Source organism: Corynebacterium sp. HMSC074C01, from assembly GCF_001814605.1.
GTDB lineage: Bacteria > Actinomycetota > Actinomycetes > Mycobacteriales > Mycobacteriaceae > Corynebacterium.
Genome location: NZ_KV817260.1, coordinates 39,264 through 54,853, shown reverse-complemented (window position 1 = coordinate 54,853; position 15,590 = coordinate 39,264). Strand labels below are relative to the sequence as shown.

The following is a 15,590-nucleotide window of genomic DNA, read 5'->3' as shown; positions in this document are numbered from 1 at the left end:
GCGCCCCGACTAGCCCCCTAAGCTAGGGGGCATGTCTCTCCTCGGCCCCGTACTTTCCCACCTCGCCAGCGGCACCCGTGTCCCCGACGAGTTGCGAGAGCAACTGGCAGCCGAGGAGCTTGGCGCGCTTCGGGCCGTTGAGGAAACCATGCGCGCCAACCACACGTGGCGGGTGATGTCGACCAAGCTTCTCGACGTCTCCCACATGCTCAACTCGGGCCGCGAATCCACCGATATCTTCCGTGCCATCGTGCGCCACGCGCGCTCCACCATCGGCACGGACGTGGGCTACCTCAGCCTCAACGATGAGGACACCGGCTTTACTAAGGTGCTGGCCACCAGCGGTGTCGTGACGGAGGAGTTCCGCACCATCAATATGCCGATGGGCTCCGGAATCCTCGGCATTGTGGCCGCCACCAACCGCCCGGCGTGGACCTATGACCATTCCGCCGATCCCAACGTCACCCACGTGGATTACGTGGACCGCGCGGTAGAAGCCGAAGGAATCCGCGGGATCCTCGGCGCCCCAATCCGCATTGCCGGACGCACGATTGGCGCGCTGCTGGTGGGCGACCGCCACCCCCGCCACTACACGCACGAGGAAATCGCCGCACTGGAGGTGCTCGGCTCTATTACCTCAGTGGCTCTGGAAAATGCGCAAGTCATCGAAAGTCAGGGAGAGTCCGTCGCGGAGCTTACCCGCTCCCAGATAGCGCTGAGCCGGCACGTGGAGGAACTGCAGTGGCTCAATGAGGTCAATACACAGCTACTCCACGTGCTCATGAACAACGCCAGCTTTGAGGAACTCGAGCGCGTGCTGGCTGAAAGCCTTGACGCGCCGGTGACGCTGTGGACCACGGAGGATGCCCCTAATACTCCCCCAACCAGCACCTTCCCCGTAGAGTTCAATGGGCGCGCGCTGGGCACGATTGGTGTGGATAAGGAGCTCAGCGATGCTGAGCTGCGTGTCATCAGCCACGCTTCTGCGGCCTTTACCGCGACTGCGCTCTTTGCCGAGGCGCTTGTCGACGCCACCGCGCGCAAAGTCGATGACCTGGTCTATGCCGTGGCACTCGGCAACGCCGGGCGCGAGGAAATTGCACGCCTGCGCCACCTAACAGGAATTAGCCTGAACTCCTCAGCGCAGCTCTATTTTGTAGGCCTGCACTCGGCTACGAACCTGCCTACCCGCCCGCAGCTGGAGCACCTCTTGCCCGGCAATGCCGCTATTACCCACCACGACCAGCACGTATGCGTGCTCTATCAACCGGAGCGGGATATTGATAAAGCGTTGACCCCGCTGCTGGATGAGTTTCCTGACCTGACGGTCTCCGCCATCGGCTTCGATGGGCTGGATTCGGCACGCAGCGCCCACGATTCCGCCATGGCCTATCTGGATTCTGCCTTGGCGCTCGGCGTACGCGGCCGCCTAGTTACCGAAGATACCTTGGGCACAATCGGCCTCATCTTGGGCGCAGACCCGCAGGCACTCAGCGCGCTGTCCACGCGCACCATCGGTCCGTTGGTGCGTTATGACGCGGAGCATTCCACGGAGCTCACCGATACCGCGCACCACTACCTGCTCTCCGGCCACAGCATCCCGCAGACGGCCCGCGCCATGTTCATCCACCCCAACACGGTGCGCCAGCGCCTAGACCGCATTGCCGAGCTCATGGGTGATAAGTGGGCCGTCGGCCAGCGCGGGCTCGATGTCTTCGTAGCGCTGCGCGCCCACGCGCTCAGCAGGTAGAGAATTCCCCACCCATACAACTATTGGATGTAGGTTTTCCCACACCATTCCCGCCCTCCCCGACGTGACGTGGCGTACATTGCGATGCATTAACCCCATCCGATGTCTGGAGGTATCAATGTCTGACACGATTACCATTCGCGGCGCCGTCCTGGAGCGCTCCGGCGATGAGCGCCCTTACGCCGACTCTCAGCCCATCACCGTGAGCGAGCTCGAGCTCACCGCCCCCGGCGAGGGCGAGATTCTGGTCAAGATCACCGCCGCTGGCCTCTGCCACTCCGACCTCTCCGTGGTCAACAACAACCGCCCGCGCCCGCTGCCGATGCTGCTGGGCCACGAGTCCGCCGGCATCGTCGAGGAAATTGGCCCGGGCGTTACCAACGTCAAGGTTGGCGACCACGTAGTCATGACCTTCCTCCCGCGCTGCGGCGAGTGCGCCGGCTGCAAGACCGACGGCAAGATGCCCTGTGAGGTCGGCTCCAAGACCAACAACGAGGGCACCCTCATTCGCGGCACCCGCCACCTCACCCGCAACGGTGAGATGGTCCAGCACCACCTCGGCGTTTCCGGCTTCGCTACCCACGCCGTGGTCTCCGAGCTCTCCGTCGTACCGGTGGGCTCCGATGTCCCGGCGGACATCGCCGCTATCCTCGGCTGCGCCATCCTCACCGGTGGCGGCGCCGTGCTCAACGAGATCGACCCGAAGCCGGAGGACAGCATCGCTGTCGTCGGCCTCGGCGGCGTGGGCATGGCTGCGATCATCACCGCCGCTGCGCTCGGCGTGAAGGAGATCGTGGGCATCGACATGCAGAAGGACAAGTGCGAGAAGGCGCTCGAAATCGGCGCCACCTCCGCCATGACCCCGCAGGAAGCTGAGGAGTCCGGCAAGAAATTCACCGCCGTCGTGGAGGCCGCCGGCCACCCGAAGGCCCTGGAAACCGCATACAAGGTCACCGCACCGGGCGGCCTGACCGTTACCGTTGGCCTGCCAGCACCGGGCTCCACCATCACCATCGATCCGCTCGTGATGACCGGTGAGGCACGCCGCGTGCACGGCTGCTACTTGGGTTCCTCCGTTCCGTCGAAGGACATTCCGAAGTACGAGCAGCTGTGGCGTGAGGGCAAGCTCAACGCCGAGGCCCTGATCTCCGATCACATCAAGCTCGAGGACATCAACGCCGCCATGGACCGTCTGTCTGACGGTGCGGCCCTGCGCCAGATCATCGAATTCGACTAAACGGAGTTCAGCTAAACCTCAACCACTTCACCTTTCCTCACCAAGCCCTGCGTGGTTCGCGCCCGTAGGGCTTGGTCCCTTTTCTTTGAAAGGAGGCCGTCATGGCCGAAACCACTGAAGCCACCGAACCCGAAGATCAGGGCATCGGTCAAGCTTCGCCCCACTGGAAGATGGGGCCCTTTGATGTCCGTTTGCCATTCGTGCACTACCGCATGGAATGGCCGGACTTCGCCCAAGGCTTGTTCATGTGCGTGGTCGACCTGGGCGCTATCCCCCTGATGACCGAGGCCCTCGGCATGCCCTACGAAGCGGCACTGGCCGTCGTTATGCTCAACGGCCTTCTCTACCTGACCCACCACCTCTTGGGTGACCCGGTTGTCCCGGGCTGGATTACCCCGGCCATTCCGCTGCTGACGGTCTACATCCAAACCTTCCCGGAGGGTGAAGAGCGTATCTGGGCCCTGATCAGCTTCCAGCTGATGCTGGGCATATTCTCACTAACGCTGGGCATAACGGGATGGGCGTCAAAGGTCGTTCGCCTCATCCCCTCGGGCTTGCGCTCCGGCATCGTTCTCGGTGCCGGTATTGCCGCCATCATCTCGGTGTTTAAGGAGGATGGACGTTTCCACTCCTTCCCCATCACCATCACCATCGCGGTAGCCGTAGCTTTCTTCCTCATGTATTCACGAGGTTTCCAAGCCCTACGACAGAAGGCCGCCGGTTGGCGCTTCCTGGCTTCGCTAGGCATCCTGCCTGCCATCTTCGTCGCGGTCTTTGTCGCACCGCTGGCGGGCGAGGCTCCCTGGCCGGACGTGGAGTGGGGCTTTTCAAAACCTGACTTCATGACCTTGTGGTCTGAGTACACCGTCTTCGGTGTCGGTCTTCCGCCGGCGCACATGTTCCTCACCGCTATCCCCACGGTGTTGGCTGCGTACATCGTTGTTTTCGGTGACGTCCTGCAGGCTAACGCCGTTCTCAAGGAAGCCGACCACGTCCGCACGGACGAGGCCGTGGTCTACAGCCCATCGCGCGCGCACCTGCTCTTCGGCGGCCGCAACATGCTGATGTCCATCATCGGCCCGGACATCGCCATGTGTGGCCCGCTGTGGGCGGCGATGCACGTGGTCATCGTTGAACGCTACAAGCAGGGCAAGCGCGCCATGCGCACCATCTTTGGCGGCGCGGGCTCTTTCCGTTGGGGTACTAACACAGGCCTCCTCCTGCTGCCGATTACCTCCTTCGTGGAGCCCATCCTGCCGGTGGGCTTGGCACTGACGCTCATCATTCAGGGCTTCGTGTCTGTGCGCGTGGGCATCATGGAGGCCAAGAACCAGAAGGATCTGGGTATCGCAGGCGTTACCGCCGGCGTGCTGGCCACCCAGGGTGCCGCATGGGGATTCGCCGCCGGCATCATCATGGTTCTGGTCATCTACGGCAAGGACATGTTCAAGGACGAACGCGACGGCACCATCCGCAACTTCGATGAAATCGATCCGGAAGAAGGCTTCGCCGATGCCCAGGCGGACTTCACCGAGCTCGCTGAGCTCAACGATCTGGACGCTGACGGACGCCCGATCGATCCGAACGCCTCGAAGCTGAAGGACACGGACTTTAAAAAGCCGAGAAAGGCCTAAGCCTAGGTAGTTTTGAGCACCTACATTTGCCCTCCCCGGATATACGAAGTACCGGGGAGGGCTACGTGATCGTTGACACGATTGCATTGATCAAGGCGCCACGGCGTCTATAGGAGCGTTTTTATAAGCGCTTCCAGCCCCGCCTCAAAGGACTTGTCCGCACGAAGTCTAGCTTGTTCTTTTTCGTCAGATGATTGTTCTCTAAACTGCGCCAAGTAAATCGAATTCATCTTATTCAAAGCACTATCCTCGGGTCCCGGTGAGGCAAAAATATCCAAGGGCGCATGGACGTCATAGGCAGAGCCAAAAACCAATGCCTCAATTGCAACCAATCTCGTAATGACATCCCGCTCGGGTACTCCGGCAAGTGAAATCACTTGAACTAGCGCTTCGTACATCGCAATCGTTTGTGGCGATCCATAAAGAGGAAGCTGGGTAATAACGCGAATTAGAGGGATGTTGGCAGCCAGGATGTCACGATAAGACCATGCCCATTTTCGAAGCGCATCCACTGCCGAAATTTCGCCTGCGAGCGCACCTTGGAGCACTGAGATATCAACTTTGGCAATGATGTCATCCTGCACCAACGCCAATAACTCTTCCTTATTTGAAATGTGATTGTAGAGCGCTGCGGTGCTCACTTTCATAGATCTCGCCACCGCTGACATAGATAGAGCCTCAAGCCCTTTGCGCTCAACAATGTGCAATGCGGCTGAGGCAATTTTCTGCCGGTTTACCAGTGCTTTAACCGGACGCCCTTTGGGGCGCGAAACTTTTTCCACTGTGATCCCTACAATTCTCTCCGCAACTTTGTTACTGTAGTCACAGCGTTAAATTAAAGGGTTTAATTTAACGCTGGAGCACCGTCGTTCATACGAAGGTTCCCTCCCCCGCATACCTACTGCACGCGAAGGAGAAAAACTCCAATGGTCACGCAACCAAATGGTAATACCAGCGCCGAAGAGCGCACAGTTGATGTTGTAATCGTCGGCGCCGGCGCTTCGGGTCTTATGGCTGCCCGCACCCTAAAGAAGGCAGGTAAGTCAGTCTGCGTTCTCGAAGCGCGCAATCGTGTCGGCGGCCGAACATGGAGCGGCAAGGTGCTTGATGCCCAAGGCACCGAGCATTTCATCGAAATCGGCGGTCAGTGGATCTCGCCCGATCAAACACGACTGACAGAGCTCGTAGAAGAGCTTGGTCTCGAAACCTTCGACCGCTACCGCGAAGGAAAGTCGGTTTATGTTTCCCCGGATGGCACGCGACACGAGTTCGAAGGAGATACGTTCCCGACCTCAAAGGAAACTGCTGCAGAAATGGATCGGCTGATTAGTAAGCTTAATCAGCTAGCCGAGGAAGTCGACGCGGATTCCCCTTGGGAGCACCCACGCGCAAAGGAATTAGACAGCCTATCGTTCCGCGACTGGCTAGAGAGCCTTTCCGACGATTCCGAGGCAATCGACAACATCTCCCTCTACATTTCCTCAGGGATGCTCACCAAGCCTTCTCGGACTTTTTCCGTGCTCCAAGCAGCCCTCATGGCTTCATCGGCCGGCTCATTCGACAACCTTGTTGATGAAAACTTCTTGCTTGACAAGCGCGTCGTTGGCGGCATGCAGTCCGTCTCCATAACGATGGCTGAGGAACTCGGCGACGACGTCATCTTGAGCTCACCTGTACGCACTCTCGAGTGGGCTACGCCGGATCCCGCTACGGCGGATGCCCCCAATAATGTAGAAGCGGATGTCCGCAACGGTGTAGCCAACAACGGCGGCCCTGGCACCGTAACCGCTTACTCGGACCGAGCAATTGTCCATGCTCAATACGCAATCCTTGCGGTTCCGCCCAACCTCTACAATCGCATTTCCTATGTGCCACCGCTACCACGCGAGCAGCATGTTGCCCACCAGCACATTTCCATGGGCTTAGTCATTAAAGTTCATGCTGTCTATGAAACCCCCTTCTGGCGCGAGGAGGGATTGTCCGGTACTGCATTCGGTGGCGATCGACTCGTTGCTGAAATCTATGACAACACAAATTACGGAAAGAACTTTGCGGGCGGGGAGGAAGGAAAGGAAGATACCTTCGGCACATTAGTCGGCTTCGTCTCCGATGTTTACACCGAGGAGATGTGGGCGCTCACCGCCGAAGAACGCAAGGAGCGAATCCTCGATGCAATGTCCATTTACCTTGGTGACAAGGTAAAGAATCCCATCGCATTCTTCCTCTCCGATATGGCGGCTGAAGAGTGGACTCGCGGAGCTTACGCAACATCTTATGACTTGGGCGGATTATCGCGATGGGGCCATCTCCAAAACCAACCAGTCGGTCCGATCTATTACTCTTCCTCTGACATCGCTGGTGCAGGTTACCAGCACGTCGACGGCGCAGTACGTATCGGCGAAACCGTTGCGCAGCAGATCATTGGGCAGGGATAAGCGGTGACTGTCAATGAATCCACTCACCGACTTTCCACGCCGCAAAGCTAGCGGCTCCTTGCTCGTCGCCTATATCGATACTAGTGATGGCCACGATGCACTCCACTTGGGAATCGCTCTCGCACGCAAGCGCCAAGTCACCCTAAAACTAGTCTCTGTTGTTCCACCAATTACCCCTCAAGGGTTTGGCGTGCAGACTCAGGACCCTGGCTACAACGCAATCGTGCGAAAGCAAACCCAACAGCGCCTCACCGACGCAGTAGAGAGTCTTCCCTCTGATATCTCTGCGACGTGTCACATTGTGGAGGGAACCGATCCCGCGCTCGCCTTGAATGACGCCGCGCAAGAACTTGAATGCGATCTAATTATCGTCGGAGCACGCTCAGGCGGACTCTTGAACCGATTCCGCATCGGTACAGTGTCCAGTTCCTTGCTCTACACAGCGCAAGTCCCAGTCGCGCTAGCTCCCCAAGGTTATTCATATCCCGGACCAATAACGTGCGTTTCTGCACTTGTCGGCCCGCGACAAGGACGATCAGATGTCGCTGCTATCGGGCTCGACCGCGCATACCGCCGAGAGGTCCCGCTGCGCATCATTACTCTGAAGATTTCTGGAGAAGATTCCGGGGTCACTTTCGAGCAGCAGCTTTCCGAAGCAATCGAGGACGCGGTTTCCAAAGGCCGGGCGTCGCGCATCACCACATCGGGAGCAAGTGTCCAGTCAGCGCTACAAAACCTTAGCTGGGAAGAAGGCGAAGTAGCAGTTCTTGGATCAGCACGGATTGCCAGTGAAGGTCGGCTCTTCCTTGGCGCTACCGCTCATCGAATCCTCAGGCATGTTCCGGTTCCATCCATTGTTGTCCCTTCGGGCTACATGACGCTGAAAGGAGGTGAACGCTCATGAGCGAACAACCAGTAGTTTCTGACAAAGGCCTGGCAGTTGGCAAAGTCGGTTTGCTCGGCGCAGTTGTCATTGGCATCAGCTGCTTAGCACCAACCTACACCCTAACTTCGGGAATTGGTCCTGCTATTTCGGCGGTGGGTGCCTTCGTTCCGGCCGTCCTCATTCTGGGCTTTATTCCCATGCTGCTTGTTGCTTTTGCCTACCGCGAGCTTAACAACCGTGCTCCTGATTCCGGTACCACCTTTACATGGGCAACAAAAGCTTTCGGCCCATGGGTCGGATGGATGGGCGGCTGGGGCCTTATCGCCGCTACGATTCTGGTCCTGTCGAATCTTGCCGCAGTAGCCGTCGACTTCTTTTACCTGCTCATCGCGCAGCTTGCAGGTAAGCCCGAACTTGCTGAACTCACGCGGAACCTCTGGGTGAATATTCCAACAACCCTTGTGTTCTTGATTGCTGCAGCTTGGGTTGCATATCGGGGTATGGATACAACGCAGAAGATGCAATACATCCTCGTCGCAATTCAAATCATCGCGATTCTCTCCTTCGACATTGCAGCTTTATGGCGCGCATACAACGGAGATGGTTTTGACTTCACCCCCATTCAATTCAGTTGGTTCAACCCATTTGAAATGAAGGATTTCTCGGTGGTCGCAGCCGGTATCTCGCTATCCATCTTCATGTTCTGGGGATGGGATGTCACCCTAACCATGAATGAAGAAACCAAGAACCCAGAAAAGACCCCTGGCCGAGCGGCTACCGTCGTGATCATCATCACGATCATCTTGTATGTTCTTACAGCGGTGGCTGTCATGGCGTGGGCAGGAATCGGCGAAACCGGATTAGGCGCTGGTAACCCTGATAATCAGGAATCCATTTTTGCCGTGCTTTCCTACCCAATTATGGGCCCGTTCGCCATCCTCATTTATATCTCGGTTCTAGCTAGCTCGTTTGCCTCCCTGCAGTCCACGCTTGTTAGTCCCGCCCGTACGATTCTTGCAATGAGCTACTACAAAACTCTTCCCCCACAATTGGCGCGAATCAGCCCAAGGTTTCAAACTCCAACCGTCGCAACGATTGTCGCAACCGTCGTTTCGGGGACATTCTACGCCGTGACAAGGGTGCTCTCGGAGAATGCACTGTGGGACACAATTGCTGCTCTTGGTCTCATGATTTGCTTCTATTACGGAATCACGGCAGTAGCCTGTCTGTGGTATTTCCGAAAAGAGCTCTTCACTTCAGTGCGAAACTTCTTCTTCAAGTTCCTATTCCCACTGCTGGGCGGTGGCTTCTTGCTCATCATGTTTTTCATCACCGCCTATGACTCCATGGACCCGAGCTTTGGCTCTGGTTCTTCCCTCGGAGGCGTCGGAATCGTATTCATCTTAGGAGCCAGCATCCTAGTGCTTGGCCTGCTCCTCATGATGATTACCCGTTTACGCAATCCCGAATTCTTCACCGGCTCAGTCATTAGCCGTAGTGATTCCAGTTCAGATAACACCCCAACCTTTTCCTAGGAGGAAAAATGTCTCAGTACCGTGTCCAGAACCCAGCCAACAACGAAATCATTGAAACCTTCGATGCGCTAGATAATGCTGCCATCGAGCCAATCCTCGAAGCTTCGTCTGCGGCTTTCTCAGAGTGGTCTACAACGCCCGTCGCAAAGCGAGCAGAGATTGTGGCCAAGGCAGCCTCACTGTTCGAAGAACGCAAGGATGAGCTCGCCGCCATCATTGCTGAAGAGATGGGCAAGCCCCTGCCTGAAGGCGTCGAAGAAGCCGAGTTTTCATCTGCCATTATCCAGTACTATGCAGATAACGCGGAAAAATTCCTCGCTGATCAGGAAATCCCCACGGAGGCTGACGGTAAAGCATATATTCGCCGCCGTCCCTTCGGACCGCTGCTCGGCATCATGCCGTGGAACTTCCCGTACTACCAGGTAGCGCGATTTGCAGGCCCCAACCTTGTCGCTGGAAACACCATCATCCTTAAACACGCAGAGATTTGCCCGCGTTCTGCTCTGGCGATCGAAAAGATCTTTCTCGATGCCGGCGTTCCCGCAGGGGTTTATACCAATGTCTTTGCAACCCACGAGCAAATCTCCACCTTTATCGCCGACCCCCGCGTTCAGGGAGTTTCCCTTACCGGTTCCGAACGTGCTGGGGCTATCGTTGGCGCTCAAGCTGGCGAGAACCTCAAGAAAGCCGTACTCGAGCTTGGCGGTTCAGACCCGTATATCATCCTCGACACGGACAATGTAAAAGCTGCAGCTGAGCTCGCTTGGGGAACACGCATGTACAACACTGGCCAAGCCTGCAATTCAAACAAGCGGCTCATTGTTGCAGAAGACATTTATGACGAGTTTGTTCAAGAACTAGTCCATCTTGCGCAGCAAATGGAGCCGGGGCTGCCAGATGCTGCCGGCGGAACTGTGTATGCTCCGCTTTCTTCCCGTAGCGCCGCAGAGAATCTCAAAGACCAGCTCGACCGCGCTGTTTCAGCCGGCGGTCAATTGTTGGTTGGCGGAGAGCTTTCCGATGAGGGAGCCTACATCTCCCCGGCAGTAATCACAGGTATCCCCCGTGGCAGCGATTCCTACTATGAGGAGTTCTTTGGACCTGTAGCCACTGTCTACAAATTTAAGACCGATGAGGAAGCACTCGAGATAGCGAACGACAATGTTTTCGGCCTCGGAGCAGCGGTGTTCTCTCAAGACTCCAAGCGAGCCCAAGCTATTGCTGAACGCATCGATTCTGGAATGAGTAATGTCAACACCCCGACTGGTGAAGGTCCTGAACTGCCGTTTGGTGGCGTCAAGCGTTCAGGTTTCGGCCGCGAGCTTGGCTCACTCGGTATCGAAGAATTCATCAATAAGCAGATGTACTTCATCGCCAACTAGAAATAGTTAAGCCCGAAACCACTTGGAGGAGAGGTCTCGGGCTTATTTCTAACTAAACGCCTGCTCCCCCGTCAGCACACGCCCCAGAATCAGCGTGTGGATCTCATCCGTGCCCTCATAAGTGCGCACTGATTCTAGGTTGGCGGCGTGCCGCAGCGGCGAATAGTCCGCGGTGACGCCGTTACCGCCCAGGATGGTGCGGGCCTGACGGCAGATCTCGATGGCGGTGCGGCAATTGGCTAGCTTGCCCACTGAAATTTGATAGGGCTCCAGCGTGCCGGCGTCCTTGGCGCGGCCTAGGTTGAGCGCCAGCAGCTGGCCCTTGTTGAGCTCCACCGCCATATCCACTAGCTTTTGCTGGGTGAGCTGGAAGGATGCCAGCGAGCGGTCGAATTGCTTGCGCTCCTTAGCGTACTTCAGTGCTACCTCCAAGGAATCGCGCGCAGCACCCAAAGCGCCGAAACTAATGCCGAAGCGCGCCTCATTGAGACACATGAACGGCCCTTTGAGGCCAGGGTGCTTGGGCAACAGTGCATCAGCAGGCAGGGTAACTTCTTCCAGTTCAATATCGCACTGGATAGAAGCGCGCATCGACAGCTTGCGGGTAATTGGCGTCGCTTTAAACCCCGGCGTGGAGGTCGGCACGATGAACCCGCGCACGCCCGCCTCCACGCCAGCCGCAGCGGCGTCCTCCTCAGAAACCTTGGCCCAGATAATGGCCACCCCGGCCACGCTTGCCAGGCCAATCCAGCGCTTCGCACCATCCAGCACCCACTCCCCCGAGCGGTAGCGGGCCACCGTCGCCATGCCCGCCGGGTCCGAGCCCGCGGTCGGCTCCGTCAGACCGAAACAACCAATGATCTCACCGGCGGCCATCTTGGGAAGCCACTGTTGCTTCTGCTCCTCCGAGCCGTGCTTATAAATCGCCGACATCGCCAGCGAGCCCTGCACCGATACCACCGTGCGGATGCCGGAGTCCCCTGCTTCCAGCTCCTGCATGGCTAGACCGTATTCAACCGCGGAACGCCCGGCGCAGCCATAACCTTCTAGGTGCATACCGAACAGACCAGCCTCCGCCAGTACCGGGAAGATCGACTCCGGCAACACCGCCTCTTCGTACCACTGCCCCACGTGCGGGCGGATGTGTTCATTCACGAGTGCCGCGACGCGGTCGCGCGTTGCTTTTTCTTCTTCGCTCAGCAGAGCATCGATTCCCAGAAGATCTGTCATGGCATTCTCCTCAAGATTCGGGTGACGAACCACAATTCGTATGTATAGTAATGTGCATCACTCTACATGCTCGCACCAGGAGGAACAATGCGCGCGCCTGCTAATGCCATCCCCATAACCCTCGCGCTGCGGTGGTCTGACCAAGACGCGAACGCCCATGTCAACAACGCCACCATGGTCACCCTCCTTGAGGAGGCGCGCGTCCGAGCGGCCGCCACCCTCACGGGCCCTGTCGCCACTGATACCTATGCTCACGTGGTGCGATCCCTTGAAGTGCAGTATGACGCCGAGCTCACCTACGCCGATTCCATCGAGGCGCGGGTATGGATCTCCCGGATCGGCACCACCTCCTATCAAGTCGCCCACGAGCTCATCCAGGACGGCACCTCGTGCGTGTTCGCTACGGCGACGCTGGTGCTTATCGACGTCTCCGCGCGCCGCCCCATCCCCCTGTCCGATGACCTCGCCGAGCGCCTGCGCGCTCATTTTTCCGAATAGCCATTCACCCCCTCTAGCTCAAAACTCATTCAGCACTCCCCCTCGCTTTCCCACCACGAAGGAGAACAACTCTCATGATTTCCACCCGCGTTACCGAGATGCTCGGCATCACTCACCCCATCATCCAAGGCGGCATGCAGTGGGTCGGCCGCGCAGAGCTCGCCGCTGCTGTATCTAATGCCGGCGGCCTCGGTGTTATCACCGCGCTCACCCAGCCCACCCCGGAGGATCTGCGCCAAGAGATTCGCCGCACCCGCGAGCTCACCGACAAGCCATTCGGCGTCAACCTCACCATGCTGCCGGCAATCACCCCACCACCCTATGCCGAGTACCGCGACGCCATCATTGAGGAAGGCGTGAAGATCGCAGAAACTGCCGGCAATAACCCGAAGGAGCACATGCCTGCCTTCAAGGATGCCGGCATCACCGTCATTCACAAGTGCACCTCCGTGCGGCATGCGCTCAGCGCGCAAAAGGTGGGCGTGGATATCGTCAGCATCGATGGCTTCGAATGCGCTGGCCACCCTGGCGAGGATGATATCCCGGGCCTGGTCCTCATCCCCGCCGCCGCGGATCAACTCGACATCCCCATCGTGGCCTCGGGCGGTTTCGCGGATGGCCGCGGACTGGCCGCCGCGCTAGCGCTGGGTGCCGAAGGCATCAATATGGGCACCCGCTTCGTGGCCTCCACGGAGGCACCCGTGCACGAGAACGTCAAGCAGGCCATCGTGGAGCGAAGCGAACTCGATACGCAGCTCATCCTCCGCGAGCTGCGCAATTCCACCCGCGTAGCCAAGAATGCCGTGAGCGATGAGGTGGCCGAGCGCCTCGCCCAAGGCGCTGAGTTCGGGGATATCCGTCACCTCGTCGCCGGCAAGCGCGGCCGTGCGGTCTACGAGACCGGTGACTTGGACGCGGGCGTATGGACCTGTGGCACCTCGCAGGGTCTCATTCATGATGTTGCGCCGTGCTCCGAGATCCTCTCCCGCATTTCTACAGATGCCGCGCGCATTATTTCCTCCCTCACCGAACTCGTTAAGGACTAACCATGACCGAAGCCATCCTCACCCGCCGCGAAGGCTCCGCCCTTATCGCCCAGATCAACAACTCCGCGCGGCGCAACGCCATTGCCAAGGAACACTGCGAAGCACTTTCGGCCGCGCTTGCCGACGCCTCCCAAGACCCCTCCATCCGCGCCCTCATCATCACCGGTGATGAGACCGCCTTCTGCGCGGGCGCGGACATCGTGGCGGCGGCACAGGCTGCGGCTGCAGCGCAGCAGTCGGGCGAGACCCCCAACCCGGCTGAGTCGACGATGCTGCCGCAGCTCAACGCGCTCGTCACCGAAATCCAGGCCGCCGAGATTCCCGTCATCGCCGCGGTCGAAGGCGCAGCCGCCGGCGCTGGGGCATCGCTGGCCTTCGCCTGCGATCTCATCGTGGCCGGCGAGCAATCTTACTTCACGCTGCCCTTCGGCAAGATCGGCCTAATCCCGGACGGCGGCGTAAGCCTCACCGCGCTTGCCTCCGTGGGGCGCCACCGCGCGCTTGCTTTGGCGTTGCTGCAGGACAAACTCGGCGTCGCGGAAGCGGAGGCAGCTGGGATCGTCGCCAAGCGCGCGCCCCGGGGCCAGGCGCTGAAAACCGCGCTCAAGGTAGTAGAGCGCCTGCACATTGCGCCGCGCGATGCACTGGCCAAGGCCAAGGAGGCCATCAACCGCACGGCCCTCGCCCATCTCGAGGATCAGCTTTCATGGGAAGAGCCCACGCAGTACGCACAAATGAGCTCTGCCGGGCACAAGGAAGGCGTCATGGCCTTCCTGGAAAAGCGCCCCGCGCGCTTCGATTAGTAGAGGTTGCGACTAGCAGAAAACTGCCAGGAAGAGTTCATGGCGGTGCCAGCGTTAGCCCCCATACTCAGTGTTGTGCGTTTGAGAGAGCGCATGCGAGAGAGAGAACCCCTCACCCTCCAGAGGGCGGCCCGTGGCCGATAATTGGAGGGACTTGATAGAGACGCCGTTGGGCCCCTTACCCCGAGGAATCGGAAAGGGGCCCAACGGTGTTTTTCACCTAGGCTAGACCGTATGAATTCCAGCTTAAGAGGCTCCGCCGTCCTGGACCTTCACTCCTGCGCCACCGCCCGCGCCATGGAGCTCCCCAGCGCCACGCTGACGCATCCATTTGGACCAGACTGGGACGTGTTTAAGGTGCACGGCTTGGTTTTCCTTCTCCTCACCGCAATCACTGGCAAGCACCAAGCCATCCTTAAAGCCGAGCCTCTGGATGCCGAGGCGCTGCGTAGCGAGCACTCCTTCATCACGCCCGGCTACCACATGAATAAGCGACATTGGGTGTCGGTGCACCCTGATCCCCAGCTGACCCCGGAACTTCTGGCCGAACTCGTGACGGACTCCTACCGCCTCGTAGTAGAAAAACTCCCCCGCTCGCAACGCCCCATCGACCCATCCACTTTTGGTTAGGGATTCCGCTGTAAACATTTGCGGACACTATCCCAGAGCTCTTAGGCTTGAGCACGTGACGGATTTTGACCTCATCGATGAGACCATCGCGGAATACCGCCGCTTCGAACGCGCCCGCGCGCGATTCGATACTGAAGCACGCCGCGAATATGGAATCACCGGTTCCCATCTTTCGCTCCTCCGGCTCATTGATAAGAAGAGCCCCATCCCCATCCTGCAGCTGCGCAAGGAGCTGGGATGGCAGCCCGCCACCATCGGGCAGGCGGTCAAGCGCTTGGTGCGCGATGATCTCATTTCCATCGACGACGATCCAGAGGACCTGCGCCGCCGCCTGTGCAGCATTACCGAAGAGGGCCGGCACTTCCTGCTCCACGTGCCCCTCACCGGCCCGGCGCGCCTGCGCACCTATGAGTTCAGCGAGGAAGAGTTGAACACGATGAAGCGCGGTTTTGAGACCGCGCTGAAAGCCTTCGGGTATGTGCCGTGGAGCGATGAGGACTAGCGCGTCGGCCGCGCTATGGACA

General features: G+C 58.8%; 14 protein-coding genes. 12 read left to right on the top strand and 2 right to left on the bottom strand.

The features are described 5' to 3' along the window. The first annotated feature begins 31 nt into the window (after nt 1–31). From HMPREF2978_RS01910 to HMPREF2978_RS01900, 3 genes are all read left to right on the top strand, one after another. Nucleotides 32–1,750, top strand: a complete 1,719-nt coding sequence (locus tag HMPREF2978_RS01910; RefSeq protein ID WP_070743838.1) for a helix-turn-helix domain-containing protein — start codon at nt 32–34, stop codon at nt 1,748–1,750. Nucleotides 1,751–1,868: 118 nt separating this feature from the next. Then, nucleotides 1,869–2,987: an alcohol dehydrogenase catalytic domain-containing protein gene (locus HMPREF2978_RS01905; RefSeq protein ID WP_070526346.1), complete on the top strand. Its 1,119-nt coding sequence runs from the start codon at nt 1,869–1,871 to the stop codon at nt 2,985–2,987. A gap of 101 nt (nt 2,988–3,088) precedes the next feature. Continuing rightward, nucleotides 3,089–4,621 (top strand): permease family protein, encoded by a 1,533-nt coding sequence (locus HMPREF2978_RS01900; RefSeq protein WP_070743836.1) that lies wholly within the window; start codon nt 3,089–3,091, stop codon nt 4,619–4,621. A 107-nt stretch (nt 4,622–4,728) separates the two neighbouring features. Here the strand turns inward: HMPREF2978_RS01900 and HMPREF2978_RS01895 are convergent, their stop codons facing one another. Next, the gene (locus tag HMPREF2978_RS01895; protein ID WP_083316472.1) at nt 4,729–5,403 is read right to left on the bottom strand and encodes a TetR/AcrR family transcriptional regulator; all 675 of its coding nucleotides are present in this window, start codon (nt 5,401–5,403) and stop codon (nt 4,729–4,731) included. A 144-nt stretch (nt 5,404–5,547) separates the two neighbouring features. On the opposite strand from HMPREF2978_RS01895, the gene HMPREF2978_RS01890 reads away from it, so the two are divergent. Genes HMPREF2978_RS01890 through HMPREF2978_RS01880 form a run of 4 tightly spaced genes read left to right on the top strand, consistent with a single transcriptional unit; the run spans nt 5,548 to nt 10,859 of the window. After that, nucleotides 5,548–7,056 (top strand): flavin monoamine oxidase family protein, encoded by a 1,509-nt coding sequence (locus HMPREF2978_RS01890; protein WP_070743832.1) that lies wholly within the window; start codon nt 5,548–5,550, stop codon nt 7,054–7,056. 13 nt (nt 7,057–7,069) lie between these two features. Further along, the gene (locus HMPREF2978_RS12685) at nt 7,070–7,960 is read left to right on the top strand and encodes a universal stress protein (RefSeq protein WP_083298976.1); all 891 of its coding nucleotides are present in this window, start codon (nt 7,070–7,072) and stop codon (nt 7,958–7,960) included. Beyond that, the gene (locus tag HMPREF2978_RS01885) at nt 7,957–9,477 is read left to right on the top strand and encodes an APC family permease (RefSeq protein WP_070743830.1); all 1,521 of its coding nucleotides are present in this window, start codon (nt 7,957–7,959) and stop codon (nt 9,475–9,477) included. The genes HMPREF2978_RS12685 and HMPREF2978_RS01885 overlap by 4 nt, the downstream gene beginning before the upstream one ends. Before the next feature lie 8 nt (nt 9,478–9,485). Next, nucleotides 9,486–10,859, top strand: a complete 1,374-nt coding sequence (locus tag HMPREF2978_RS01880) for an NAD-dependent succinate-semialdehyde dehydrogenase (RefSeq protein ID WP_070526360.1) — start codon at nt 9,486–9,488, stop codon at nt 10,857–10,859. A 48-nt stretch (nt 10,860–10,907) separates the two neighbouring features. On the opposite strand, the gene HMPREF2978_RS01875 is transcribed toward HMPREF2978_RS01880, so the two are convergent. Next, nucleotides 10,908–12,089 carry an acyl-CoA dehydrogenase family protein gene (locus tag HMPREF2978_RS01875; protein ID WP_070743828.1) on the bottom strand — a complete coding sequence of 394 codons (1,182 nt, stop codon included), beginning with the start codon at nt 12,087–12,089 and terminating at the stop codon, nt 10,908–10,910. 87 nt (nt 12,090–12,176) lie between these two features. Here HMPREF2978_RS01875 and HMPREF2978_RS01870 point away from each other — a divergent pair, with 87 nt between their 5' ends. From HMPREF2978_RS01870 to HMPREF2978_RS01850, 5 genes are all read left to right on the top strand, one after another. After that, nucleotides 12,177–12,587 carry an acyl-CoA thioesterase gene (locus HMPREF2978_RS01870; protein ID WP_070743826.1) on the top strand — a complete coding sequence of 137 codons (411 nt, stop codon included), beginning with the start codon at nt 12,177–12,179 and terminating at the stop codon, nt 12,585–12,587. A gap of 74 nt (nt 12,588–12,661) precedes the next feature. After that, on the top strand, nt 12,662–13,633 hold the full coding sequence (locus HMPREF2978_RS01865) for an NAD(P)H-dependent flavin oxidoreductase (RefSeq protein ID WP_070743824.1): 972 nt from the start codon (nt 12,662–12,664) through the stop codon (nt 13,631–13,633). A 2-nt stretch (nt 13,634–13,635) separates the two neighbouring features. After that, a complete protein-coding gene (locus tag HMPREF2978_RS01860; RefSeq protein ID WP_070743823.1) occupies nt 13,636–14,436 on the top strand; it encodes an enoyl-CoA hydratase-related protein in 801 nt (266 codons plus the stop codon). A 234-nt stretch (nt 14,437–14,670) separates the two neighbouring features. Beyond that, complete coding sequence (locus HMPREF2978_RS01855) at nt 14,671–15,066, top strand: MmcQ/YjbR family DNA-binding protein (RefSeq protein WP_070526370.1); 396 nt, start codon at nt 14,671–14,673, stop codon at nt 15,064–15,066. A gap of 55 nt (nt 15,067–15,121) precedes the next feature. Continuing rightward, entirely contained in the window at nt 15,122–15,568 is a 447-nt protein-coding gene (locus tag HMPREF2978_RS01850; protein WP_070743821.1) for a MarR family winged helix-turn-helix transcriptional regulator, read from the top strand. The last annotated feature ends 22 nt before the right edge of the window (nt 15,569–15,590 follow it).

Bases quoted from the DNA above. Each gene is read 5' to 3' on its own strand.
- HMPREF2978_RS01910 (WP_070743838.1), top strand. From the start codon at position 32: ATGTCTCTCCTCGGCCCCGTACTTTCCCACCTCGCCAGCGGCACCCGT.
- HMPREF2978_RS01905 (WP_070526346.1), top strand. From the start codon at position 1,869: ATGTCTGACACGATTACCATTCGCGGCGCCGTCCTGGAGCGCTCCGGC.
- HMPREF2978_RS01900 (WP_070743836.1), top strand. From the start codon at position 3,089: ATGGCCGAAACCACTGAAGCCACCGAACCCGAAGATCAGGGCATCGGT.
- HMPREF2978_RS01890 (WP_070743832.1), top strand. From the start codon at position 5,548: ATGGTCACGCAACCAAATGGTAATACCAGCGCCGAAGAGCGCACAGTT.
- HMPREF2978_RS12685 (WP_083298976.1), top strand. From the start codon at position 7,070: ATGAATCCACTCACCGACTTTCCACGCCGCAAAGCTAGCGGCTCCTTG.
- HMPREF2978_RS01885 (WP_070743830.1), top strand. From the start codon at position 7,957: ATGAGCGAACAACCAGTAGTTTCTGACAAAGGCCTGGCAGTTGGCAAA.
- HMPREF2978_RS01880 (WP_070526360.1), top strand. From the start codon at position 9,486: ATGTCTCAGTACCGTGTCCAGAACCCAGCCAACAACGAAATCATTGAA.
- HMPREF2978_RS01875 (WP_070743828.1), bottom strand. From the start codon at position 12,089: ATGACAGATCTTCTGGGAATCGATGCTCTGCTGAGCGAAGAAGAAAAA.
- HMPREF2978_RS01870 (WP_070743826.1), top strand. From the start codon at position 12,177: ATGCGCGCGCCTGCTAATGCCATCCCCATAACCCTCGCGCTGCGGTGG.
- HMPREF2978_RS01865 (WP_070743824.1), top strand. From the start codon at position 12,662: ATGATTTCCACCCGCGTTACCGAGATGCTCGGCATCACTCACCCCATC.
- HMPREF2978_RS01860 (WP_070743823.1), top strand. From the start codon at position 13,636: ATGACCGAAGCCATCCTCACCCGCCGCGAAGGCTCCGCCCTTATCGCC.
- HMPREF2978_RS01855 (WP_070526370.1), top strand. From the start codon at position 14,671: ATGAATTCCAGCTTAAGAGGCTCCGCCGTCCTGGACCTTCACTCCTGC.